The sequence below is a fragment of the Klebsiella sp. 141203 genome (genome assembly GCF_032601985.1).
In the GTDB taxonomy this organism is placed as follows: Bacteria; Pseudomonadota; Gammaproteobacteria; order Enterobacterales; family Enterobacteriaceae; genus Klebsiella; species Klebsiella aerogenes.
In genome coordinates this window covers 194074-217947 of record NZ_JAQIRL010000006.1, presented here as the reverse complement: position 1 = coordinate 217947, position 23874 = coordinate 194074, and the positions used below count along the sequence as shown (strand labels likewise).

The 23874-nt window shown below is 47.9% G+C and carries 22 protein-coding genes and 1 pseudogene; 10 read left to right on the top strand and 13 right to left on the bottom strand.

Annotated features, from left to right (window positions below):
- Positions 1–62: 62 nt before the first annotated feature.
- The 4 genes from clpX to bolA all read right to left on the bottom strand — a co-directional run bounded on the left by clpX (position 63) and on the right by bolA (position 4368).
- Positions 63–1337, bottom strand: coding sequence for an ATP-dependent protease ATP-binding subunit ClpX (gene clpX, locus PGR29_RS21810; protein ID WP_015704591.1), 1275 nt, complete (start codon positions 1335–1337; stop codon positions 63–65).
- A gap of 134 nt (positions 1338–1471) precedes the next feature.
- On the bottom strand, positions 1472–2095 hold the full coding sequence (clpP, locus tag PGR29_RS21805) for an ATP-dependent Clp endopeptidase proteolytic subunit ClpP (protein WP_003021624.1): 624 nt from the start codon (positions 2093–2095) through the stop codon (positions 1472–1474).
- Positions 2096–2406: 311 nt separating this feature from the next.
- Positions 2407–3705 carry a trigger factor gene (gene tig / locus PGR29_RS21800; protein ID WP_015367952.1) on the bottom strand — a complete coding sequence of 433 codons (1299 nt, stop codon included), beginning with the start codon at positions 3703–3705 and terminating at the stop codon, positions 2407–2409.
- A 345-nt stretch (positions 3706–4050) separates the two neighbouring features.
- The gene (gene bolA / locus PGR29_RS21795) at positions 4051–4368 is read right to left on the bottom strand and encodes a transcriptional regulator BolA (RefSeq protein ID WP_015367954.1); all 318 of its coding nucleotides are present in this window, start codon (positions 4366–4368) and stop codon (positions 4051–4053) included.
- A 370-nt stretch (positions 4369–4738) separates the two neighbouring features.
- Here bolA and PGR29_RS21790 point away from each other — a divergent pair, with 370 nt between their 5' ends.
- The 10 genes from PGR29_RS21790 to PGR29_RS21745 all read left to right on the top strand — a co-directional run bounded on the left by PGR29_RS21790 (position 4739) and on the right by PGR29_RS21745 (position 14852).
- Positions 4739–5317: a lipoprotein gene (locus tag PGR29_RS21790; protein ID WP_032705501.1), complete on the top strand. Its 579-nt coding sequence runs from the start codon at positions 4739–4741 to the stop codon at positions 5315–5317.
- A 43-nt stretch (positions 5318–5360) separates the two neighbouring features.
- Positions 5361–6836, top strand: a complete 1476-nt coding sequence (ampG, locus tag PGR29_RS21785) for a muropeptide MFS transporter AmpG (protein WP_087860377.1) — start codon at positions 5361–5363, stop codon at positions 6834–6836.
- A 480-nt stretch (positions 6837–7316) separates the two neighbouring features.
- The gene (cyoA, locus tag PGR29_RS21780) at positions 7317–8261 is read left to right on the top strand and encodes a cytochrome o ubiquinol oxidase subunit II (protein WP_015704588.1); all 945 of its coding nucleotides are present in this window, start codon (positions 7317–7319) and stop codon (positions 8259–8261) included.
- 19 nt (positions 8262–8280) lie between these two features.
- Complete coding sequence (cyoB, locus tag PGR29_RS21775; protein ID WP_015704587.1) at positions 8281–10272, top strand: cytochrome o ubiquinol oxidase subunit I; 1992 nt, start codon at positions 8281–8283, stop codon at positions 10270–10272.
- Complete coding sequence (locus PGR29_RS21770; RefSeq protein WP_087860378.1) at positions 10262–10873, top strand: cytochrome o ubiquinol oxidase subunit III; 612 nt, start codon at positions 10262–10264, stop codon at positions 10871–10873. The genes cyoB and PGR29_RS21770 overlap by 11 nt, the downstream gene beginning before the upstream one ends.
- Positions 10873–11202: a cytochrome o ubiquinol oxidase subunit IV gene (locus PGR29_RS21765; protein WP_015704585.1), complete on the top strand. Its 330-nt coding sequence runs from the start codon at positions 10873–10875 to the stop codon at positions 11200–11202. The genes PGR29_RS21770 and PGR29_RS21765 overlap by 1 nt, the downstream gene beginning before the upstream one ends.
- Positions 11203–11213: 11 nt before the next feature.
- Positions 11214–12101, top strand: a complete 888-nt coding sequence (gene cyoE / locus PGR29_RS21760; protein ID WP_015367961.1) for a heme o synthase — start codon at positions 11214–11216, stop codon at positions 12099–12101.
- Between the two features lie 260 nt (positions 12102–12361).
- A complete protein-coding gene (locus PGR29_RS21755) occupies positions 12362–12694 on the top strand; it encodes a hypothetical protein (protein WP_047739997.1) in 333 nt (110 codons plus the stop codon).
- 201 nt (positions 12695–12895) lie between these two features.
- On the top strand, positions 12896–14263 hold the full coding sequence (locus tag PGR29_RS21750) for an MFS transporter (RefSeq protein ID WP_087860379.1): 1368 nt from the start codon (positions 12896–12898) through the stop codon (positions 14261–14263).
- A 262-nt stretch (positions 14264–14525) separates the two neighbouring features.
- Entirely contained in the window at positions 14526–14852 is a 327-nt protein-coding gene (locus tag PGR29_RS21745) for a hypothetical protein (RefSeq protein WP_087860380.1), read from the top strand.
- A 46-nt stretch (positions 14853–14898) separates the two neighbouring features.
- Here the strand turns inward: PGR29_RS21745 and PGR29_RS21740 are convergent, their stop codons facing one another.
- The 9 genes and pseudogenes from PGR29_RS21740 to PGR29_RS21700 all read right to left on the bottom strand — a co-directional run bounded on the left by PGR29_RS21740 (position 14899) and on the right by PGR29_RS21700 (position 23870).
- A complete protein-coding gene (locus PGR29_RS21740; RefSeq protein ID WP_213317105.1) occupies positions 14899–15885 on the bottom strand; it encodes a hypothetical protein in 987 nt (328 codons plus the stop codon).
- Positions 15886–15895: 10 nt separating this feature from the next.
- Complete coding sequence (locus PGR29_RS21735) at positions 15896–16825, bottom strand: ACP S-malonyltransferase (RefSeq protein WP_271032002.1); 930 nt, start codon at positions 16823–16825, stop codon at positions 15896–15898.
- 13 nt (positions 16826–16838) lie between these two features.
- On the bottom strand, positions 16839–18227 hold the full coding sequence (locus PGR29_RS21730) for a hypothetical protein (RefSeq protein WP_410477040.1): 1389 nt from the start codon (positions 18225–18227) through the stop codon (positions 16839–16841).
- Positions 18224–19012, bottom strand: a complete 789-nt coding sequence (locus tag PGR29_RS21725; protein WP_316425295.1) for an outer membrane lipoprotein-sorting protein — start codon at positions 19010–19012, stop codon at positions 18224–18226. Before PGR29_RS21725 ends, PGR29_RS21730 begins: the two co-directional genes overlap by 4 nt.
- An 8-nt stretch (positions 19013–19020) precedes the next feature.
- A complete protein-coding gene (locus PGR29_RS21720; protein WP_316425294.1) occupies positions 19021–20331 on the bottom strand; it encodes an ABC transporter permease in 1311 nt (436 codons plus the stop codon).
- Positions 20332–20982, bottom strand: a complete 651-nt coding sequence (locus PGR29_RS21715; RefSeq protein ID WP_228302394.1) for a hypothetical protein — start codon at positions 20980–20982, stop codon at positions 20332–20334.
- Positions 20957–21674, bottom strand: a pseudogene (locus PGR29_RS21710) (ABC transporter ATP-binding protein). The gene PGR29_RS21715 and the pseudogene PGR29_RS21710 overlap by 26 nt, the downstream one beginning before the upstream one ends.
- A gap of 8 nt (positions 21675–21682) precedes the next feature.
- On the bottom strand, positions 21683–22648 hold the full coding sequence (locus tag PGR29_RS21705) for an ATP-binding protein (protein ID WP_316425293.1): 966 nt from the start codon (positions 22646–22648) through the stop codon (positions 21683–21685).
- Position 22649: 1 nt separating this feature from the next.
- The gene (locus PGR29_RS21700) at positions 22650–23870 is read right to left on the bottom strand and encodes a beta-ketoacyl synthase N-terminal-like domain-containing protein (RefSeq protein ID WP_087860386.1); all 1221 of its coding nucleotides are present in this window, start codon (positions 23868–23870) and stop codon (positions 22650–22652) included.
- Positions 23871–23874: the final 4 nt, after the last annotated feature.

Sequence of the window (23874 nt, the reverse complement as noted above, 5' to 3'; positions counted from 1 at the left end):
GAAAAATAAAAGGGGGGATAAAATCCCCCCTTTTTGCTTAACTGCTTGTGTCGATTGGCGAATTATTCGCCAGATGCCTGCTGCGCTTCCGGCTTGCCGTAGATCAGCAGCGGCTTGCTCTGACCTTCGATCACCGACTCGTCAATCACCACTTTTTCGACATCTTCCATGGACGGCAGATCGTACATGGTGTCGAGTAGCGCGGCTTCAACGATCGAGCGCAGACCACGGGCGCCGGTTTTACGCGCCATCGCTTTCTTGGCGATCGCATCCAGCGCTTCATCACGGAATTCCAGCTCAGCGCCTTCGAGGCCAAACAGCGCCTGATACTGCTTAGTCAGGGCGTTTTTCGGCTCTTTCAGGATCTGAATCAGCGCTTCTTCACTCAGTTCATTCAGCGTCGCGACAACCGGCAGACGGCCGATAAACTCCGGGATCAGACCAAACTTGATCAGATCTTCCGGCTCGACCTGCGCCAGCAGCTCGCCTTCGCTGGCTTTGTCGGATTTCGCTTTAACCGTCGCGCCAAAACCAATGCCGGAGCCGGTTTCTACACGATGGGAAATCACTTTATCCAGGCCTGCGAACGCGCCGCCGCAGATAAACAGAATCTTGGAGGTATCGACCTGCAAGAACTCCTGCTGCGGATGTTTACGCCCGCCCTGTGGCGGAACAGCGGCTACGGTGCCTTCGATTAGCTTCAGCAGCGCCTGCTGAACGCCCTCGCCGGACACATCGCGGGTAATCGACGGGTTATCCGATTTACGGGAAATTTTGTCGATTTCATCGATGTACACGATGCCGCGCTGCGCTTTCTGCACATCGTAATCGCATTTCTGCAGCAGCTTCTGAATGATGTTTTCCACGTCTTCACCCACGTAACCCGCTTCGGTCAGCGTGGTGGCATCGGCCATAGTAAACGGAACATCCAACAGACGCGCCAGCGTTTCAGCCAACAGCGTTTTACCGGAGCCGGTCGGCCCGATCAGCAGAATGTTGCTTTTACCCAGTTCTACGCCATTGCTGGTGTCGCCGTTGCGCAGACGTTTGTAGTGGTTGTATACCGCCACGGCCAGCACTTTTTTCGCCTGTTCCTGGCCGATAACATAATCGTCCAGATGGTGGCGAATTTCGTGCGGCGTCGGCAGCGCGCTGCGCTCGCGGTGCGGAGCGACTTCTTTAATCTCTTCGCGAATGATGTCGTTACATAAGTCAACGCATTCGTCGCAGATATACACGGATGGCCCGGCGATCAGCTTACGCACTTCATGCTGGCTTTTGCCGCAAAAAGAGCAGTACAACAGTTTGCCCGAACCATCTTTGCGTTTATCTGTCATGAGTCCAAACCTCTTCTTAAGTTCTTTGTGCCGCAGATGACGACGCAAATGCCATTCTCAGGCGCAAGTCGCGATCACGCGTTGTGCCGCCCAGTAGTTAAAACAAGTATAGCGGCACCCTTACGCCACGGGCATCAATTACGATGGGTCAAGATGGAATCAACCAGGCCGTATTCCACCGCTTCCGACGCCGACAGGAAGCGGTCACGCTCGGTATCGCGCTCGATCTGCTCAAGGGATTGACCCGTATGATGCGCCATCAGTTCATTCATGCGCCCTTTCACTTTCAGAATTTCACGGGCATGGATTTCGATATCCGTCGCCTGGCCCTGATAGCCGCCCAGCGGCTGGTGAATCATCACGCGGGAGTTCGGCAGGCAGAAACGCTTACCTTTCGCCCCGGCGGTCAGCAGGAAGGCGCCCATTGAAGCCGCCTGCCCCATACAGATAGTGCTGACATCCGGCTTGATGAACTGCATGGTGTCGTAAATTGACATCCCGGCGGTGATCACGCCGCCCGGAGAGTTAATGTACAGGTAAATATCTTTTTCTGGATTTTCCGCTTCCAGAAACAGCATCTGCGCCACGATCAGATTAGCCATGTGGTCTTCCACCTGGCCGGTCAGGAAAATAACGCGTTCCTTGAGCAGACGGGAATAGATATCAAAAGAACGTTCACCGCGTGAGGTCTGTTCAATGACCATCGGCACCAGGGCCATATGGGGTGCAAAGTTATCTCGTTCGCCACTGTATGACATTTCCGTCTCCTGGATTAATTTTGAAAAAACCTGCTGCACTGATTGTAACCTTATGGACGGATTATCAGCCAGAGTTTCTATCCGCAGGGCACTGATACGTTGAGCTGGTCATTATTTCTGACGCTGCGGATGCAGATACGTCCCCCGGTTATGGGGATGGCGCAGCCATAATTCAAGCATAACAACCTTTTGGAGTAACGCTATCACTGAAAATGTGTTTTAGCACTCATCCTAAGCCTATCATTGCAATAAAAAAACCCGCAGCCTTTCGGCAACGGGTTTTTGCGCGAACTTTAAACAGCCGGGCGAAATTACGCCTGCTGGTTCATCAGTTCGTTGAAGGAAGTGGCTTTTTCAGACACTTTAGCTTTCGCCAGCACGGCTTCAACAGCCTGCTCTTCCAGCGCCACGTTGCGCATGTTGTCCATCAGCTCTTTGTTTTTGCTGTAGAACTCAACCACTTCTGACGGATCTTCGTACGCGGAAGCCATCTCTTCGATCAGGCCTTTCACGCGCTCTTCGTCAGCTTTCAGCTCGTTGGTGCGAATCACTTCGCCCAGCAGCAGGCCAACAACTACGCGACGTTTAGCCTGCTCTTCGAACAGTTCGCGAGGCAGTTCCAGAGCCTGTTTCTCGTTACCGCCGAAACGCTGAGCAGCCTGACGACGCAGTACGTCGATTTCGCTGTCGATCAGAGCAGCCGGAACGTCGATGTCGTTCGCTTTCACCAGGCCTTCGATAGCCTGAGATTTAACGCGGTTACGCACGGCGCCTTTCAGCTCGCGTTCCATGTTTTTACGCACTTCAGCGCGCAGACCTTCTACGGAACCATCTTCAACGCCGAAACGTTTGATGAATTCAGCAGTCAGTTCCGGCAGTTCGCGTTCTTCAACTTTTTTCAGGTTGATAACGAACTTAGCGGCTTTACCTTTCAGGTTTTCAGCGTGGTACTCTTCCGGGAAGGTCACGTCAATGGTGAACTCTTCGCCAGCTTTGTGGCCTTTGATACCGTCTTCGAAGCCCGGGATCATACGACCCTGGCCCATCGCCAGTACGAAGTCAGACGCTTTACCGCCTTCGAACTCTTCGCCGTCTACGGAACCGGTGAAGTCGATGGTAACGCGATCTTCAGCGTCAACGGCGCCTTCTTTTTCTTTCCAGTTCGCCTGCTGCTTGCGCAGGGTGTCCAGCATGCCGTCAACGTCAGCGTCGGTGACTTCAACAACCGGTTTTTCAACTTCGATCGCGTCCAGACCTTTCAGTTCAACTTCCGGATACACTTCGAACTCTACCGCGTAGGTGAAGTCTTCGCCCAGCTTGTATTCGCCCGGAACGTAGTTCGGCGCGCCGGCCGGATTAATTTTCTCTTTGATGATCGCGTCAACGAAATGACGGCTCATCAGGTCGCCCAGCACGTCCTGGCGAACGGAAGCGCCATAACGCTGAGCAACAACATTCATCGGCACTTTGCCTTTACGGAAGCCGTCAATGCGAACTTTTTTCGCTACGTTGACCAGCTCGCTTTTGACAGCATTCTCGATGCTGTCAGCGGCGATAGTAATCGTTACACGGCGCCCAAGGCCCTGAGTGGTTTCAACTGAAACTTGCATCTTGTTACCTCAAAAAAATCACAGTGCTCGGTCAACTCTGGAAGCGCGTGTAGGTGGCTTCGCAGAACCGGGATGCCCTCTTCAAATCAGAAACACATTCCCTGTCGTCAGAATCATCCCGAAGACATTCATATATAAGACGCGGCATTATAGCGGCATCACTTTTGTGAGTCGAGAACGGTTGTCACCCACTGCTGCGGGGTTTTTCACATTTCCCGCTCAAATTTGCCTGCAAAAGCGCGAACTTTGCGCATTTTCCAGGCAAAAGAAAACGGCCCGCAGGCCGTTTTTGCTAAATCTTCACGCAACATACTGGAAAAGCGCCAGCGGTTGCAAATGTGATTTTTACGCGATGCTCCCCGCTCCGCGGCAGGGCGGAGAGGCAAAGACGGTATCCTGTAGCCCTTCCCACTCTTTAATCGTATAGGTATGCAGCGCCAGCGCGTGCACGGTGCTTGACAGCTCCTCGGTCAACGTACCGTAAATCATACGATGACGATTAAGGAAACGTTCGCCGGTGAAGCGGTCGCTCACCAACACCACTTTAAAATGACTTTCAGAGCCCGCAGGGACGTTGTGCCGATAGCTTTCATCCACGACTTCCAGATACATCGGGTCGAACGCTGCTCTAAGTTTTGCTTCGATCTGCTCACGTATCATCATGAATTTTCTCCTCCGACAACGCTGAGATGCCGCCTTTCCCTTTAAATGTTAGCCGCTTTTACCGCTTCCATTGGCAGAAAACAACAAAAAATTAGCATTCCTCTGATATTTTCACGCAAAAGTATCAGGTTTACTGATATCTCCAGGCCAAATCGCCACCGGAAATGGGACGAGGTCATAAAACGCACAACACGATGATTTTCCACTCGTAGCCACTTCCCCTCACCGTTGGCGATGTTATGATGGCGGGAATTTTCCTTAAACACCCTAACTACTTCGAGTTGCAGAAAAAAGCGCCCACGATAACCCCGTAGCGCCTGAAACCTGAATTATGACGGGTATAACAACACCGTGCGTTGAGACCCTGAACATGCTGAAGAAAATTCTATTCCCGTTGGTCGCGATGTTTGTACTGGCAGGATGCGCCACTCCACCGACGACCATTGAAGTATCACCGAAAATCACCCTGCCGCAGCAGGATCCGAGCCTGATGGGCGTTACCGTCAGCATTAACGGCGCGGACCAGCGTACCGATCAGGCGCTGGCGAAAGTCACCCGCAACAACCAGTTGGTGACCCTGACCGCCTCTCGCGACCTGCGCTTCCTGCTGCAGGAAGTGCTTGAGAAGCAAATGACGTCGCGCGGCTACATGATTGGCCCGAACGGCGCCGTCGACCTGCAGATCATTGTTAACAAACTGTATGCTGACGTCTCACAGGGCAACGTGCGTTACAACATCGCCACCAAAGCGGATATCGCCATCGTCGCCACCGCCGCTAACGGCAACAAGATGACTAAGAACTACCGCGCCAGCTACTCCGTTGAGGGCGCTTTCCAGGCTTCCAACGAGAACATTGCTAACGCGGTTAATAGCGTGCTGACCGATACCATCGCCGACATGGCGCAGGACACCAGCATTCACGACTTCATCAAACAAAACGCTCGTTAATAAAATAGCAGGCCCGGTTCACTCCGGGCCTGCTCTATATGCCATGTCCAATCACTACTTGCGTATTTTTCAGCAGCCCAAATCAGCTATTTTGCTGATCCTCGGCTTTGCCTCTGGTTTACCTCTCGCACTGACTTCCGGCACGCTGCAAGCATGGATGACCGTTGAAAATATCGATTTAAAAACTATCGGCTTCTTCTCTCTCGTCGGTCAGGCCTACGTGTTTAAATTTTTGTGGTCGCCATTAATGGACCGCTACACGCCGCCGTTTTTAGGCCGCCGCCGCGGCTGGCTGCTGACGACTCAGCTTGCGCTACTCGTCGCCATCGCCGCGATGGGCTTTCTTGAACCTTCAACGCAGTTGCGCTGGATGGCGGCGCTGGCTGTGGTTATCGCCTTTTGCTCCGCGTCGCAGGATATCGTCTTTGATGCCTGGAAAACGGACGTCCTCCCGGCGGAAGAACGCGGCGCCGGTGCGGCGATAAGCGTGCTCGGCTATCGCCTGGGGATGCTGGTATCCGGAGGGTTAGCGCTCTGGTTGGCCGACCGTTGGCTGGGCTGGCAGGGGATGTACTGGCTAATGGCCGCGCTGCTTATTCCGTGCATTATCGCCACGCTGCTGGCGCCGGAGCCCAGCGACGTCATTCCGGTACCGAAATCTCTTGAGCAGGCCGTTGCCGCGCCGCTGCGCGACTTCTTCGGCCGCAACAACGCCTGGCTTATCCTGCTGTTAATTGTCCTTTATAAGCTTGGTGATGCCTTCGCCATGAGCCTGACCACCACTTTCCTGATTCGCGGCGTTGGTTTTGATGCCGGTGAAGTCGGGATGGTGAATAAAACGTTGGGCCTGTTCGCCACCATTGTCGGCGCCCTCTACGGCGGTGTGCTGATGCAGCGCCTGACGCTGTTCCGCGCCCTGCTAATTTTTGGCCTGCTGCAGGGGGCCTCCAACGCCGGATACTGGATCCTCTCGGTCACCGATAAACACCTTTATTCGATGGCGGCGGCGGTATTTTTTGAAAACCTGTGCGGCGGGATGGGCACCGCGGCGTTTGTCGCCCTGTTAATGACGCTGTGTAACAAGTCGTTTTCCGCCACTCAGTTTGCGCTGCTGTCGGCGCTGTCGGCGGTAGGTCGCGTTTACGTTGGGCCGATTGCCGGCTGGTTTGTCGAAGCGAACGGCTGGCCGACGTTTTATCTTTTCTCCGTCGTTGCCGCCGTGCCGGGGATTTTGCTCCTGCTTCTGTGTCGGCGTACGCTGGAATATACTCAACGAACGGAAAGCTTCTTGCCGCGCACGCAATACCCTCAGACTTACGCCCTGGCGCTGGTTATCCTGGCGGTAGGTTGTTTGATGCTGGCGATATGGCTGCTGCTGTTGGCGATGAACGCGCTGGATTACACCTCTTTCTCCTTCCTGCCAGGCCTACTGGAAGTCGCCGCACTGACCGCTATCGGTGGTATTTTGCTCGGCGCTGTTCTGGACTATATGGCGCTACGCAAAACGCAGCTGATTTAATTTTCGCCAAACCGTTAATAGCCGTTTTAATTACCCGAGGTAATTATAACGGCTTATTAGCGATTTTATTTTCCCTGGGAGCTGATTTGTTGTTTTGTGCGTTTTAGATTTCTGGAAATTATTGACAATTTTTACGCGATTCTTTAATTAATTTAACCGATTCAGCAGCGTTACTTTATTTTAACGTTTTCTTTATGTCTTTTATTTGATAATTAATTGTTAATTATTTGTGTTATTTTTACGATGTTTATACTCGTAACTCCATAAGCATTCCCTTTCTTATCCCTTTCGTTATAGATCCAGCGTAAATCAGGCTTTGCAAGCAATTACGTCACATTCCGTAACATATGTGACAATCCAAGCAGAACCCGCTAACACAGAACTGACACAGATCCAATCGTGTTTACAGTAATGCAACCTTACCGTAAAATGCCCATACACTTTAAACGCCACCAGATCCCGTGGAATTGAGGTCGTTCAATGAGACTCAGGAAATACAATAAAAGTTTGGGATGGATGTCATTAATCGCAGGTACTGTATTACTCAGTGGTTGTGATTCTGCGCTCCTTGACCCAAAAGGACAGATTGGACTGGAGCAACGCTCTTTGATTCTGACGGCATTCGGCCTGATGATGATTGTCGTTATTCCCGCCGTCTTAATGGCAGTAGGATTTGCCTGGAAGTATCGCGCGAGCAATAAAGATGCGAAGTATAGCCCGAACTGGTCACACTCCAACAAAGTTGAAGCTGTGGTCTGGACGGTTCCTATTCTGATCATCTTGTTCCTGGCCGTTCTGACCTGGAAAACCACTCACGCTCTGGAGCCAAGCAAACCGCTTGTCCACGACGAGAAAGCAATCACCATCGAAGTTGTATCGATGGACTGGAAATGGTTCTTTATTTACCCGGAACAGGGTATCGCTACCGTCAACGAAATCGCCTTCCCGGCGAACGTACCGGTGCACTTTAAAGTCACTTCCAACTCCGTGATGAACTCGTTCTTTATTCCGCGCTTAGGTAGCCAGATTTATGCGATGGCCGGGATGCAGACTCAGCTGCACCTCATCGCTGATGAAGCAGGCACTTATGACGGTATCTCCGCAAGCTATAGTGGCCCGGGCTTCTCTGGTATGAAGTTCAAGGCTATCGCCACCCCGGATCGTGCAACCTTCGATCAGTGGGTAGCAAAAGCGAAACAGTCCCCGAACTCCATGGACTCCATGGCTGCATTCGACAAAGTGGCTGTGCCTAGCGAAAACAACAAAGTGGAATACTTCTCTAACGTGAAACCGGATTTGTTCAAAGACGTTGTTAACAAATTCATGTCTCACGAGAGCATGAACATGTCTAAACCTGAAGGCGAGCACGCTGCGCACGAAGGGATGGAAGGCATGGACATGAGCCACGCGGAAACCGCTCACTAAGGGGCCGAGGAAGAAAACGATGTTCGGAAAACTTACACTGGATGCAGTGCCCTACCACGAACCTATTATCGTGGTAACGGTTGCTGCAATCATCGTCGGGGGACTGGCGATACTGGCAGCGATCACTTACTTCGGTAAGTGGTCCTACCTATGGAACGAGTGGCTGACGTCCGTCGACCACAAACGTCTCGGTATCATGTACGTTATCGTGGCAATCGTCATGCTGCTGCGTGGCTTTGCCGACGCCGTTATGATGCGTAGCCAGCAGGTGCTGGCTTCAGCCGGGGAAGCAGGATTCCTGCCGCCTCATCACTACGATCAGATCTTTACCGCCCACGGCGTTATCATGATCTTCTTCGTGGCAATGCCATTCGTTATCGGCCTGATGAACCTGGTGGTTCCGCTTCAGCTCGGCGCGCGTGACGTTGCGTTCCCGTTCCTCAACAACCTGAGCTTCTGGTTCACGGTTGTGGGCGTGATTCTGGTTAACCTGTCTCTGGGCGTCGGTGAGTTCGCACAGACCGGTTGGCTGGCGTATCCGCCGCTTTCGGGAATTGAGTACAGTCCTGGCGTAGGGGTCGATTACTGGATTTGGGCGCTGCAGCTCTCCGGTATCGGTACTACCCTGACCGGTATCAACTTCTTTGTGACCATTATCAAGATGCGTGCCCCTGGCATGACCATGTTCAAGATGCCGGTATTCTCCTGGGCATCTCTGTGCGCCAACATCCTGATTATCGCCTCCTTCCCAATTCTGACCGTCACCGTCGCGCTGCTGACCCTGGACCGCTACCTGGGCACCCATTTCTTTACCAACGATATGGGTGGCAACATGATGATGTACATCAACCTGATTTGGGCCTGGGGTCACCCGGAAGTGTACATTCTGGTTCTGCCGGTATTCGGGGTCTTCTCCGAAGTCGCAGCAACCTTCTCGCGTAAACGTCTGTTTGGTTACACCTCGCTGGTGTGGGCAACCGTCTGTATTACCGTTCTGTCGTTCATCGTTTGGCTGCACCACTTCTTCACCATGGGTGCCGGCGCGAACGTAAACGCCTTCTTCGGTATTACCACTATGATTATCGCGATCCCGACCGGGGTTAAGATCTTCAACTGGCTGTTCACCATGTACCAGGGCCGCATCGTCTTCAACTCGGCGATGATGTGGACTATCGGCTTCATCGTTACCTTCTCCGTTGGTGGGATGACCGGCGTTCTGCTGGCGGTACCGGGCGCAGACTTCGTACTGCACAACAGTCTGTTCCTGATTGCGCACTTCCATAACGTCATCATCGGCGGCGTGGTATTCGGTTGCTTCGCAGGTCTGACCTACTGGTGGCCGAAAGCCTTTGGTTTCACCCTGAACGAAACCTGGGGTAAACGCGCATTCTGGTTCTGGATCATCGGCTTCTTCGTAGCATTTATGCCACTGTACGTGCTGGGCTTCATGGGGATGACCCGTCGCCTGAGCCAGGACATCGATCCGCAGTTCCACTCCATGCTGGTAGTTGCAGCATGCGGCGCGGCGCTGATCGCTTGCGGTATCCTGTGCCAGCTGATTCAGTTCTACGTTTCTATCCGCGATCGCGATCAGAACCGTGACCTGACCGGCGACCCATGGGGCGGCCGTACTCTGGAGTGGGCAACCTCTTCTCCACCGCCGTTCTATAACTTCGCAGTCGTTCCTAACGTTCACGAACGTGACGCGTTCTGGGAAATGAAAGAAAAAGGCGAAGCGTACAAGCAACCTGCGCATTATGAAGAAATTCATATGCCGAAAAACAGCGGCGCGGGCATCATCATTGCTGCATTCGCAACGGTGTTTGGCTTCGCGATGATCTGGCATATCTGGTGGATGGCGATTGTTGGTTTCGCCGGCATCGTAGTGACCTGGATTATCAAGAGCTTTGACGAGGACGTGGATTACTACGTACCGGTTGCGGAAGTCGAAAAACTGGAAAATCAGCATTTCGATGAGATTAACAAAGCAGGGCTGAAAAATGGCAACTGATACTCTTGCGCACAATGCCCACGCGCATGAACACGGGCACCATGATACAGGACCGATGAAAGTCTTCGGTTTCTGGATCTACCTGATGAGCGACTGCATTATCTTCGCTACGCTGTTCGCAACCTATGCCGTTCTGGTGAACGGCACGGCTGGCGGCCCGGCGGGTAAAGATATCTTTGAACTGCCGTTCGTTCTGGTTGAAACCGCACTGCTGTTATTCAGCTCCATCACCTATGGCATGGCGGCTATCGCCATGTACAAAAACAACAAGAGCCAGGTCGTTTCCTGGCTCGCCCTGACCTTCCTCTTCGGTGCAGGGTTCGTTGGTATGGAAATCTATGAATTCCATCACCTGATTGTTGAAGGTATGGGTCCGGATCGTAGCGGCTTCTTGTCAGCGTTCTTCGCGCTGGTTGGTACCCACGGTCTGCACGTCACCTCCGGTCTGCTGTGGATGGCGGTGCTGATGGTTCAGGTATCGCGTCGCGGCCTGACCAACACTAACCGTACCCGTATTATGTGCCTGAGCCTGTTCTGGCACTTCCTGGATGTGGTGTGGATCTGCGTGTTCTCTGTTGTTTATCTGATGGGGGCGATGTAATGAGTCATTCTACCGATCATAGCGGCGCTTCTCACGGCAGCGTGAAGAGCTACATGACAGGGTTCATCCTGTCGATCATTCTGACGGCTATCCCGTTTGCAATGGTTATGAGTGGCTCTGCCTCGCATGCAGCGATTCTGGGAACCATCCTGGTCACGGCTGTGGTGCAGATTCTGGTACACCTGGTGTACTTCCTGCACATGAACAGTAAATCAGACGAAGGTTGGAACCTGACCGCGTTTATCTTCACCGTAATCATCATTGCTATCGTAGTTGTCGGCTCCATCTGGATTATGTGGAACCTCAACTACAACATGATGATGCACTAAGAGCGGCGAGTATGTTTAAGCAATACCTGCAAGTAACGAAACCAGGCATCATTTTTGGCAACCTGATCTCCGTGATCGGCGGTTTCCTGCTGGCCTCCAAAGGCCACATCGACTATCCGCTGTTCGTCTGGACGCTCCTCGGAGTATCCCTGGTGGTCGCCTCGGGTTGTGTTTTCAACAACTACATCGACCGTGATATCGATCGTAAGATGGAACGGACGAAAAACCGGGTGCTGGTCAAAGGGCTGATCTCGCCAGAATCATCGCTGGTATACGCCACCTTGCTGGGTATTGCTGGCTTCATGCTGTTGTGGTTCGGCGCCAACCCGCTGGCCTGCTGGCTTGGCGTGATGGGGTTTGTGGTTTATGTCGGCATCTACAGCCTGTACATGAAACGCCACTCCGTCTACGGCACGCTGATTGGCTCACTCTCCGGCGCTGCGCCGCCGGTGATTGGCTACTGCGCGGTAACCGGTGATTTTGACAGCGGCGCGGCGATTCTGCTGGCGATCTTTAGCCTGTGGCAGATGCCTCACTCTTACGCCATCGCGATCTTCCGTTTCAAGGATTATCAGGCGGCGAATATTCCGGTTCTGCCGGTAGTGAAAGGTATCTCCGTCGCGAAAAACCATATCACGCTGTACATCGTGGCCTTTGCCGTGGCAACGCTGATGCTTTCCCTTGGTGGTTATGCCGGATACAAATATCTGGTCGTCGCTGCCGCCGTAAGCGTCTGGTGGCTTGGCATGGCGCTTCGCGGGTATAAAGTGGCGGATGATAAAGTCTGGGCACGTAAGCTGTTCGTCTTTTCCATCGTCGCCATCACCGCGCTGTCAGTCATGATGTCTGTCGATTTCATGGTGCCGGATTCACATAATCTGCTGGCTTACGTCAGATAAGATTACGCTAATGTGAAATGAAAAGAGCCTCCGCTAGTCGGGGGCTTTTTTATGCGCCAACATCGGATTACTTCATTAATACCGCCCTCCCCTCACTTTTCTACTTCATTTTCTTCACTCATCACGCAGCTAAAAATTGAGGAAAAAATTGAGCATCGCTAACCGCCGCCCATCTCGCGCCATTAGCGGAGATGGTGCTAGCCTTGCACGGTAGGCAAACGTCTACCGAAAATATGGATTTTTAATAGCAAGGAATAACAATGAAAGAATTAACATTCAACGAAATGGAATCTGTCTCAGGTGGTTTCAACCTGGTGAGCGCTGCAACCGGCTTCGCCAGCTTTGTCGCTAATTCTGCAGCAGGATTTACCTCATTTGCACTGACCTCCGGTCTGGCTTTCGCCTCTTTCGTTGGCGATAGCGCAATTGAATTTGGTAAATTCCTCCTTGGACAAGCAAACTGGGAAAGCGTAGTTAGCACCGGTCAGGAAAACTGGGCAAACTTCGTTTCCACTGCTGGAAACAGCTGGAATACTTTCGTGAATAACGCCGCAACCGACTGGAACAGCTTCCTGGATCAGGCTGCGTCCTAATCGGTATAATGATAAGGGCAGGTTTCATTTCTGCCCTTTCTGTTGTTTTAACGCTTTTATTTAGCGCTTTACCATTTTAGCCTCGGGTTCTCATCCCTTCTTCTATTACGCAACACAGTCGTAATATCTGCTAAACAAACATTTATTTACGCGTCCTTATCCCCCCACTACACTAGTCACAGTTTTTATATTGAGGTGGTAATGAACGATAACAAAATGACGCCAGGAGAACTGCGCGCAACCTGGGGTTTAGGGACCGTGTTTTCACTGCGCATGCTCGGCATGTTTATGGTCCTGCCCGTTTTGACCACATATGGCATGGCGCTGCAGGGGGCTAGCGAAGCGCTGATTGGTTTGGCTATTGGTATTTACGGGCTCGCCCAGGCCGTCTTCCAGATCCCGTTCGGTCTCCTGTCTGACCGCATTGGCCGTAAACCGTTAATTATTGGCGGTTTGCTGATATTTGTTATCGGCAGCATCATCGCCGCGCTGACCGATTCCATCTGGGGTATTATTCTTGGCCGCGCGCTGCAGGGCTCTGGCGCTATCGCCGCCGCCGTCATGGCACTACTTTCTGATTTAACCCGCGAACAGAACCGTACCAAAGCCATGGCCTTCATTGGCGTCAGTTTTGGCGTGACCTTTGCTATCGCCATGGTGCTCGGCCCTATTGTCACTCACCAGTTAGGATTGCATGCGCTATTCTGGATGATCGCTATTCTGGCCAGCCTCGGTATTTTGCTGACTCTATGGGTAGTACCAAATAGCCACAATCATGTACTTAACCGTGAATCTGGCATGGTAAAGGGCTGCTTTAGCAAAGTGCTTGCTGAACCTAAACTCCTCAAGCTGAACTTCGGCATTATGTGTCTGCACATCATGCTAATGTCGACTTTTGTTGCGCTGCCAGGACAACTGGAGGCCGCTGGTTTCCCGGCCGCCGAGCACTGGAAAATTTACCTGGTGACCATGGTCATTTCCTTTGTCGCCGTGGTGCCATTCATCATCTATGCGGAAGTGAAGCGCAAGATGAAACGAGTGTTCCTGTTCTGCGTCGCCCTACTCCTCATCGCTGAAATCGTACTCTGGGGCGCAGGTGGCTATTTCTGGGAGTTAGTCGCAGGGGTGCAGCTGTTCTTTCTCGCCTTTAACCTCCTGGAAGCATTATTGCCTTCATTAATTAGCAAGGAATCGCCAGCAGGGTATAAAGGCACGGCAATGGGTATTTACTCTACCAGCCAGTTTATCGGCGTGGCCATCGGTGGCGCCCTCGGCGGCTGGGTCGATGGTTTCTTTGATTCACAAACGGTGTTCCTGCTTGGGGCCCTGCTCGCAATGTTATGGCTGCTGGTTGCCAGTACCATGAGCGAACCACCTTACGTGAGCAGTCTCCGAGTTGAGATCCCGGACGATGTCATCATTAATGATGAACTACAGCGCCGTCTGTTGTCGAAACCTGGCGTTGAGCAGGTCATGATTGTCGCTGAAGAACGTTCAGCCTACATAAAAATTGACAGCAAAGTAACCAACCGCTTTGAGGTTGAACAGGCTATTATCGCAACTTCGTAATCGCCCCCATTTCTACGCTCTAAACAATAAGTTGAACGCGCGGCCACACAGAAGATACCTTCGGGTATCTTCTGTTATCAAACATGAATTGACGTAATAAGCCCCCGCACTTTTCTAATTCTGTTTTGTGAAGTTTAATTCACATTAAAACTAATAGATCATTTAAATATTCACTATTATATAAAAAACCCTCTGATTAGTATATTGCCCGGTGTGCATAGGCACATCATTAACAATTCATTAATCTAGGATGGAATTAAAAATGAAAGAATTAACCGCAAACGAAATGGAATATGTCTCTGGTGCAGGCATTATCGACCTGCCTTGCGCTTTGGTTGATTTCACCATTCAATCAGCGCTGGGCCTGGTAGCAGCAGGTATTAATGCTGGTATGATTCTGGCCTCCTCCGCGCTGGAAACCACTATTGATTTGGTTTCCAATATTCTTGGCGGTTCGCCATCTAGCCTGGGAAGCATTATAACCGACCATATCAACTCCCTGCTGTATGCTGAATCAGGGGTTTGGTCAAACTTTGTTTATAATGCTGCTACTGACTGGGGTGGTGTTGTTGATGCCCTGCAGAGCTAAATAGCATATGGCCAGTCAGAAAACTGACTGGCCATATTTTTTGATGTTAATTATTATTTTCACCACATCTGAGATACATATCACATGCCGTCATGTAATCATCATGCCATCGCCAGTAAACATGTAAATAAAAATATCCTATCGCAGGTATCATACATAATATGAAATATGCATAAAAATACATTTCCCACCCTAATAATTTCAGTAACAGGCTTAAAGTGAGGATCCATAACAGTTGAAGAATAAAGAGAATAACTAACCGCAACCACAGCGGTTTCCTATAAATCAGGGTAAGTGGAATAGTTTTCGCCAGATTCACATCAAACTCTTTCTGAAAAAGCCGTCCTAAAAAAGTATAGCGTCTGGAGGGATGAGCAAAAATTAAATTGACCACCAGTATCGCTGAACACAGAATCAACATAGCGACTATCAACTTTGCTGAAAAAAAACCATTTGATAAGGAAAAATCCTCATCCGCTACCAACGGACTGACAACCCAAAAACTGGTTAGAAACGTGACGGTAACGTTCAAACAAGCATAGTGGTGGAGATTACGGTATTTAAGCGTATGCACAGTTGCCTGCTGTAACTGCTTGACGTAACAATTCCTGGCGAACCAGCACATCATATAGACCATTATCGGCACAAAGATGACAATACAGGCCATCGCGGCAATGCTTGAAAAAAAGAGTAGAAATCCTCTAACAACCAGGTAGCACCCCAGTAAACAGCAAGCTGTAGCAACGAGCGGATGCCATAGTATTACCTCAAATTGCGAATACTTTTTCCCTTGAAACCATGAAAAATTGATATTTTTTATCGCATATTTGTAAGACCAATAACCTTTAAGCTCATAAACAAAGCTAAACATAGTTAACGAAAAAATGGCGCTTACGGGAAATGCATCTTCCACGGTCAACAGATACCCTCTGTTTTTAACGTAGAAGGCAATCAGCAGTGTACAAATAAAGTACAAATAGGGCAGAAGCGACCGATCCTGACGTCGAATAAAAGTTAGATAATCCGGTATCATGATAGCCTCGTTACGCCAACAACATTTTTCGACAATGAATATAATTCTCTGCAGAGAAGTCGTCGAAGTCATTTAGCAATTGTCCAAGATAAGCTTTATTACTGATTTCAACGAACCTGACGAGGGGGATATGTTGTAGAAAGGCAGTCATAGAGGCAGTCCACTGTACCCGGTGGGTCAAATGCAAAGAAAGGTTCTCTCTAATTTGCTGCGGGTTAGATTCTTCCCGTCCGGTGACATTCATCAGTACAGGATAATTTGGCCGTACAATTTCCACCATCTTCAGCGCATCCCGCATGGGTTGAACTCCCTCAGCCATCAGAGGCGTATGCCAGGCTCCGCTTACGCTCAACTTTACCGTCTCCAGGCCTGCTCCCATCAGTACCCCGGTGAATTCACTTAAATCTGGCAGCGTACCGCCAACCACCTGCTGATAGAGGCTGTTATCACAACTCACGACAACCGGACTCCCGGAGTCGTTAATTAACTGGCTTACCGTTTTAAAATCGGCGCCTCTCACGGCCAGCATTGTACCTTTACGAATTTTGCTTAAATTATCCATGATAGTTGAGCGCGCCAGGATTAACTTGAACACATTCTCCAGCGTTAAAGCGCCGGCTGCATAAAGCGCGCTATATTCACCCACGCTATGCCCACACGAGCCAATAATGTTAGCGTCAGAGAATTGCTCAGCATACAGACTATAGAGCGTGACATTGATAGCCGTCACCGCTGCCTGTTGCGTCGTCGTTTTCACCAGACGATTCATCGGCCCTTTCTGACATAACCGCCGAAGATCCAGCCCTGTTACATCGCTGGCGCAGTCCCAGATTCGCCTGGTGGTTGCGTTTAGATCCCATAAATCTGCCCCCATTCCTACCGTAGGGTTTCCCTGACCGGCGAAAAGAAGTACCGTCGGTTGCTTTGATAACGTTGTCATAGACAATATGTCCTTATAAATAGTATTTAAATCCGACATAGACTCCGAGGGTCTCGCCAAAAAGGGCGAACTCTGAATCACGACGACCTAATGCGCTATAAAACCCCGTATAAATTTCTACCCTTTCGCCCAACCCTTTTAGCGGCTTAATGTAATGGGTTCCAATTAAGGAACTACCATCGACTACGTTCATCACCAGATAGGGTTGAAGGGTTGAATGATCTGCATTCTGTAAACTTAACCATGAATTAATATAATGTCGCCCTTGCAACATTCCTTTGTTTCCTGTATTACTTATTTCTGACCCCATTAGATACTTATAATCATCAAATACTTTATCTAATCCGGTAATACCGGTTTTCTTACTTAACAGCCTAATAAAATCAGTTTGCTCCCGCCATGCCGATTTCGAGTACCCTTCACTCTGATAATAGTATTCGATACCCAATACGCTAAAAAGGTCAGTGGTATACTGGCCGCCAACGGCCAATTCATAGTTTGTTTTATCATTCTGGGTATAAAGCGATGAAGGATATTTCCCAGATAATATCTCATCTCGTTTTTCACGGGAAAAATGACGCCATTGTTGCGTTTTGTGTAAAGCCGCCTCGACGTTGACAACAAACTGCGGAGTTAGATTGTAGCTATCTGCCAGAGCCAATGAAGGAGAATCGCCAAGCATCATATCTGCTGCCAGTCGATGATTAACAAGACGATAATCGGTGTAAGTTAATAAATAATACTCACTACTGTTGCCCCGTTGATTGGCCGTCCAGTTACTGGATGACTCATAATATTTATCAATACTCACTAATTTGGGCATGATGGTAAGCGAGAATGCATAATCACGAAACTCAGCTGAAACTCGCCCTCCCCAAAACGGCTCATGATAGGAGGAGTTAAACGCCGGGTCGTAAATTCGGGTAGGTTTAAATCCGGCATAATAAGTTGTCAGCAATGCGGCAGGCGACCTCAAATGAAAAGCGCCGGGATCCGGTCTAAGCTTTCCGCCTTCCAGACTGACGCTTTCGGATAACGTTGCGTTCAGCTTTAACCTATCGATTAAGCTTTTAGAGCGACTATCGTCTTCTTCGAATAGCCCGACACCTTTCATTGGTTGATATCCTAAGCCATACAATGAAAGATCCAGAACCAACATATCATCAATAATGTCGCAAGTGCTAGAAGCATTGATTGAAATATTATTGTAGGCATTATCAGTCGTATAAGGATTAGATCCACTGATACGCCATAAAGACTCATTTCTATGCGTAAAGGATATTTGCTCCGTCAAAACCAACTGGCCATTACGCTGTATCTCATCCGCGGAAAGACAGTCAGCCATTCCCAACAATGGTATGAACGTTAGAATTAATAGTAATGCAGCCAGAAGCAATTTCACTTTGCTTCCCTCTGAATATACTCCTTCGTGAAGTGAAATTCCGGTAAGGATTCGAGACGAACGTTGCTATACTTCATGACAGAATATCCCTTTTCGTTGCGAGTATTCTGCACAATAATTTCTGTTGGCCGGTTCTTTCCTAATACCATTTGATAGTTTTTATACAAAACATTCTTGAGTAATTGATTATCAAGTGAGTAATACGATGCCTTAAATGGTCGGTACTCTGCATTTTTTTCTACCAGGTAAATCACTTTTGGATAAGTAATGGCCTCAGATTTACGGGTAAGAGATAAGCGATAGCAGACTTTATCACCACAAGGTTCCTCGCCCTCGAGCGTAGAATCATAGGCATATTCGAAGTTCGTTACGATAACATCGCCATTAGAGATCTGGCCTATTAATCGTTGTGAACGCGAAATGGGAACTGGCCTGCGAAGTTCCGGTGTATAAAACCATAAGTCATACCAATCAGATAACATAACTTTACCTTTATCTCGCGGAGGATAGGTAAAGCGTATAAGTGAACGAGCGTCAGCTTTCTTACCGCTTTCGGGCTTAATAAAACGCATCGAAATATCGAGAGATTGCTTATTTTCGGGTTCCTGCATTCCCTCTTTGAACTCCAACACGGTTACTTCATAGCGGAAAGGTTCATTTGGAGAACGAACCTCATCAGCCTTGCGAATAATTTCCAAAGCCTGCTGGTCAACTTTCGTCGCTTGCGCCGCAGATGAATACAGTAATACTGCCAAAGAGCATAAATACCACACACCAATTTTCATACTAGCCTCTATGAAGATTTAAATGCATCAGTAATATTAAGCCGCGATGCACGATATGCAGGAATGATGGAAGCCACGGCTGATGTTAAAATTGGCAACGTTAAGGTAAACCAAATTAACTCTGCATCTTTGGTTATAATAAATGCAGTATATCCAACAGACTGGCCAGGTGAAGGCGGCATCGCAATACCGGAAATATTAATAATTGATGCAATGGCATAGCCAAAAGCAAGACTACCTAATGCACCTAAAATACCTATATATACACCTTCCAACCAAAATAAAAGCGTCACACGGCTGGACTGTAAGCCGATGGCTCGTAGTGTGGTGATCTCTTTAGTCCGTTCAACGATATTCATGGTCATTGAATTACCGATCATGAATACCACAATAAGTGCCACGATGACTTTGATAAAAAAATAGATACCAGATAGCATGCCTTCAACTTGCTGGTAAAAAATAGAACTTTCCTTCCAGTCCTTAACAATAAGAGGTAAATCCTGTTGAGCGATAAACTCTCGCATTTGAATAATAAATGGCGCGACATCATCATGTTTTAATAAAATAACTATTTTACTGACGCCATTGGTTCCCATGATTCGCTGTGCAGTATCAAGAGGTATCTTTAGTACAACATCATCATAATCCTTAATCCCCGACTCAAAAATACCACGAAGCTTTACTGAAATAGCGCCCTGTCCTCCTGACACATTAACCGCCAGGATATCAAGCCAGTCACCATAATGGCTATCAAGTGTTTTCGCCAGACCGCTTCCTATCGTAATTTCATTATGTTTTACGCGAGACAGATCGCTTCCATAAACTATCTTATCAAATGCTCCTAACTTTAGGGCTGGTAATGGCTCAACGCCTTGTGCTGAAAAATAATTTGATGTTTCGCTTTCGTAGTGAGAGATAATCCCGCTAAACTCAAGCTGGCCGGAAATTGTCGAAATAGCATTAGAAAAATAGGTATTTTGCAATATCTTATGTTTTAGTGCACCATAGTCAGCAATAAGGCTCTTATTCTTATTGGCTGTTTCAAAGTAGGATTTATTATAAATTTGCACATGACCAATATTCGTTCGTATCGTCTGCTCTTTGAGTATCCAAAAAGAGTATTTGATAAAACCGCCATATAAAAATATCGCACCACCGCCTAAAATAATTGCAAAAATCGTAGACAGCGTTCTACGCTGATGTCGTAGTAAATTCAAGAATGAAAATTTAGCATCACCATAGTTGAAAATGATATTATAAATCACAAAAAGCAATAGCAACACTACAATACCATTAATGAATATCACATCCCTTGACATTTAATCACCTTTAATAACCGGAACAATAACCTGCAAAACTTCAGCCATTTCCCAGGGGGGTGGATTGTTATTTTCATAATCGATTTTAAGGTTTTGGCCCACGCTTCTCAGCTGCTGAAGGAGTTGTTCTTCTTGTTGTTTGTTATGGCACTGGTGGAGCGCTCGTAAACGCATCTCGTTTATCTTTCTAACAATCTCGGCGCTGAATTTATCTTTATTCCTCATCAGCGAGTCGGTATCTTCAATCGTAATCACGCAGCGCCCCAAATTAGCCGGAAGCCACGCATCAACACGCGCACGTAAGTATCTGATCAGCAAATTATCTTCATGGGTATCGACCGACTCATCCAGATAGAAAAATCCCGTCTTTGCATATTCAGAAGCGTGAATCAAATCATTAACATTCTGATAATGAGCGGCTTGCCGTAGCATCCCCCATGAATAAAAAATCAGCACACCAACGTTATTAGTGCGTTCATATTCTTTAAACAAATGTGTAGTGATCGATGCTAATGACGCTGGCTCATGTGGAAACCCATCCTGTAACACACGATTAGCCACAGGTGTGGCTACCGATTCAGCGAATGCTGAAAATGTAACCGCGGTTAAACACAGAAGCAAAACTCTACAAAGATTGCTTCGCTGAATCATATATTATTGCTCCATCTTTAATTTCCACTCTCCGACGCGCTCGTTCTTGTAGCTGAGTCGAATGTGTGGAGATAATGAACGTCGTTTCCGTTCGCCGATTAATATCTAACAGGAGGTCGAGAATCGCATCGCCAGTAGCCAGATCCAAATTTCCGGTAGGTTCATCCGCAACAATGATTTCAGGGCTATGTGCTAACGCTCTTGCAATCGCGACACGTTGCTGTTGGCCACCTGATAATTGGCCTGGTTTTCTCTCCACTAAATGGGCTAAATCAACACTATCGAGAAAATGTAAACTCCGCGCTCTCGCCTCTTTTGCACTGAAATGTCCATTTAGCATTAGAGGATAAAAAACATTATCAAATACGCTCAGCACCGGAATTAAATTGAAAAACTGAAAAATAAACCCTAAATGACGACTGCGTAGGGACGCCAAATTCTTTTCAGACAACGCATTTAGATTTTTCCCAAGAAAAAAAAACATGACCCGTCGTAGGTTTATCAATACCTGAAAGTATATTAAGCAGGGTACTTTTACCGCTACCTGAAGGGCCACATAATGCCAGGAACTCACCTTTTACAACATCAAGATTGATATCATTCAGTGCAGGAGTCATATTATCCTGAGATCCATAATATTTATGTATGCCGTACAGAGATATATCGGGTAGTTCTGTTATATTACTGCGCATATAGCCTTCTATTGGTACCAGGTGTCAAAGTAAGCATAGCCACCGGCGACCCCGGGGATAACGGTTCGAAGACAACCATTATGCAAAGCATGTTGTGTAATGTATTGCCAGCTCAAGGCGGGGGTCATGCAGCCACTACAACCATAACGAGTAATGAGATCGATTCCGTTGTTAGAGGGTGGCTTTGATTTATTGATACCACCGGCATAGGCAATAAAGTCAATATCATTATTTTTTTCTGATTGCGATACAAACAAGCTACCTGGCCCATTAGGTATATATGGACCACAATTCACTCGCAAATGACTTTCCCTTCTACTAAATATAAAGCACCCCACTCTTTCAATAGAAAAATTTACATCTGGAACATACTTATGCGGTTTTTTTGTTTCACAATGGCGAAGGCTTTCTGCCGTAAACGCCAACAAGGGCACCGCACGGTAACCTCCGCAGATCACTACAAAATCAAATACATCCCAAGCAAGATAATCCTGAGCTAATGCCATTGCCTGGAATAGAGAATAGTTTTCACCTCGTATTTTACAAGTCACATTATTAATAGAGAACTTCTTAATTATATTCTTAGGTAAAGTATCAATAGTTGATAAATTAAGGCTACTTATATTGTATTCAAAAACGCCTGATTCGCCCCATGAATCAATATAGATAAAGGCGGTGCGTGATTTCAAAAGCAACATTCGCTCTTTTGCTGACAAACTATGTAATGCATCATCCGACACCCTTTCCATAGCATTAATATAAGGTATATGATCTGGCCGCCTTGTGATTTCACGATTATATATTTCGGCTCGTGTGCCAAAGCGTTTAAATCGCCAACCATTTGCTCCCGTGGCCTTCAACGCTGTATTGAATGAATGTGATTCCCAAACATTTAACCAGTTTGGGTAATATAAATAAAACGGTTCTTCAGGTTCAATAAATGAATATGAAGACAAATACATTTTACTATTCATATTAGCCACAGTGCTTATTCAAGTTAGTCATTAATAAAGCGACAACTGAGCCATCGACGCCTAGTCCGGTCTTAAGAAGATGTTTTTTCTCATGTTTCCTCACCCCTCCATCTACAGATATATGGTGAGCGACGTCATCTATGATTTCATCATTAATAACAGGAAAAATTAACTCACTCGTGATGAGTAAATGATAGCCAATAATCAAGTCTATTAGTCCAGATCCCGTTGCGGTATAACCAATCTGCCCCTTATAAGCCAATATGGGAAGCGGGGTTTCACCAGCAAACATAGCGATCGCTTTTGCTTCAACTTTATCACTGGATGAGGTTCCATTACCATGGGGGATAAACCCACAAAGGTCTTCTTTTCTCACCCCGACATCATTTAATAGTGAATTAATCAACTTGAAAATACTGGTACTTTGCCAGGAAGAGTCATTACTGCGACCAGCATTGATTTGCTTATATGCCGAAGTAATACACACACCCGGACTTTTTCCGCGCGCCATTCGGTGCTGATGACTTTCCAGTAACATAACGCTATAGCCTTCAGCAAAATGCACACCATTGCTGTTTACGCCGAAGGGTTGGACAATTTCACTATCTAACATCCCCTGGCTTGCCAGAAATCCGAGATCCTGATATTTGATTTTTGAGATATTAATGATAAGCCCTAGATCGATTCCCCCACTCTCTATTGCCCTGGTAACCAAATGAATCGCCGTCAGTGACGAGTTACTTGTACAATTCATATTTGGTGGCAAATAGTGCAGTTCATACCTCTGTCCAATCGTATAGGAAACATTATCCTGCGACATATTTTTCACAGAAAGGTTTTTAATGGAGGATGTTACCGAAACATCTTCCATGTCATTGTAATTATAGAAGTTCCTGTAATCCATGACATCAACACGAGGACCTATTCCGGTAATGTATACTCTAACCCTATTACCTTTCAGACTGTCATTGCTAAGACCAGCCTGAAGCAAGGCGTCATCGATAAGTTTGTATACCAGTTCAAAAGCGCTATCGTTTTCTCGTTGTAGTTTCGCAATGAATATATTCCCCGCAAATCCACATTCTCTAGCTTGGTTATCTGATATAAACCATGGCGACAAATGCACCCGTTTGCCTTGCTGCAGATTTCGAATTAACAGCGAACTATTCTCAGCATAAGGCAAGCATACACTGAAGCCAGAAATAATAGCTCTCCCACTCACCTTA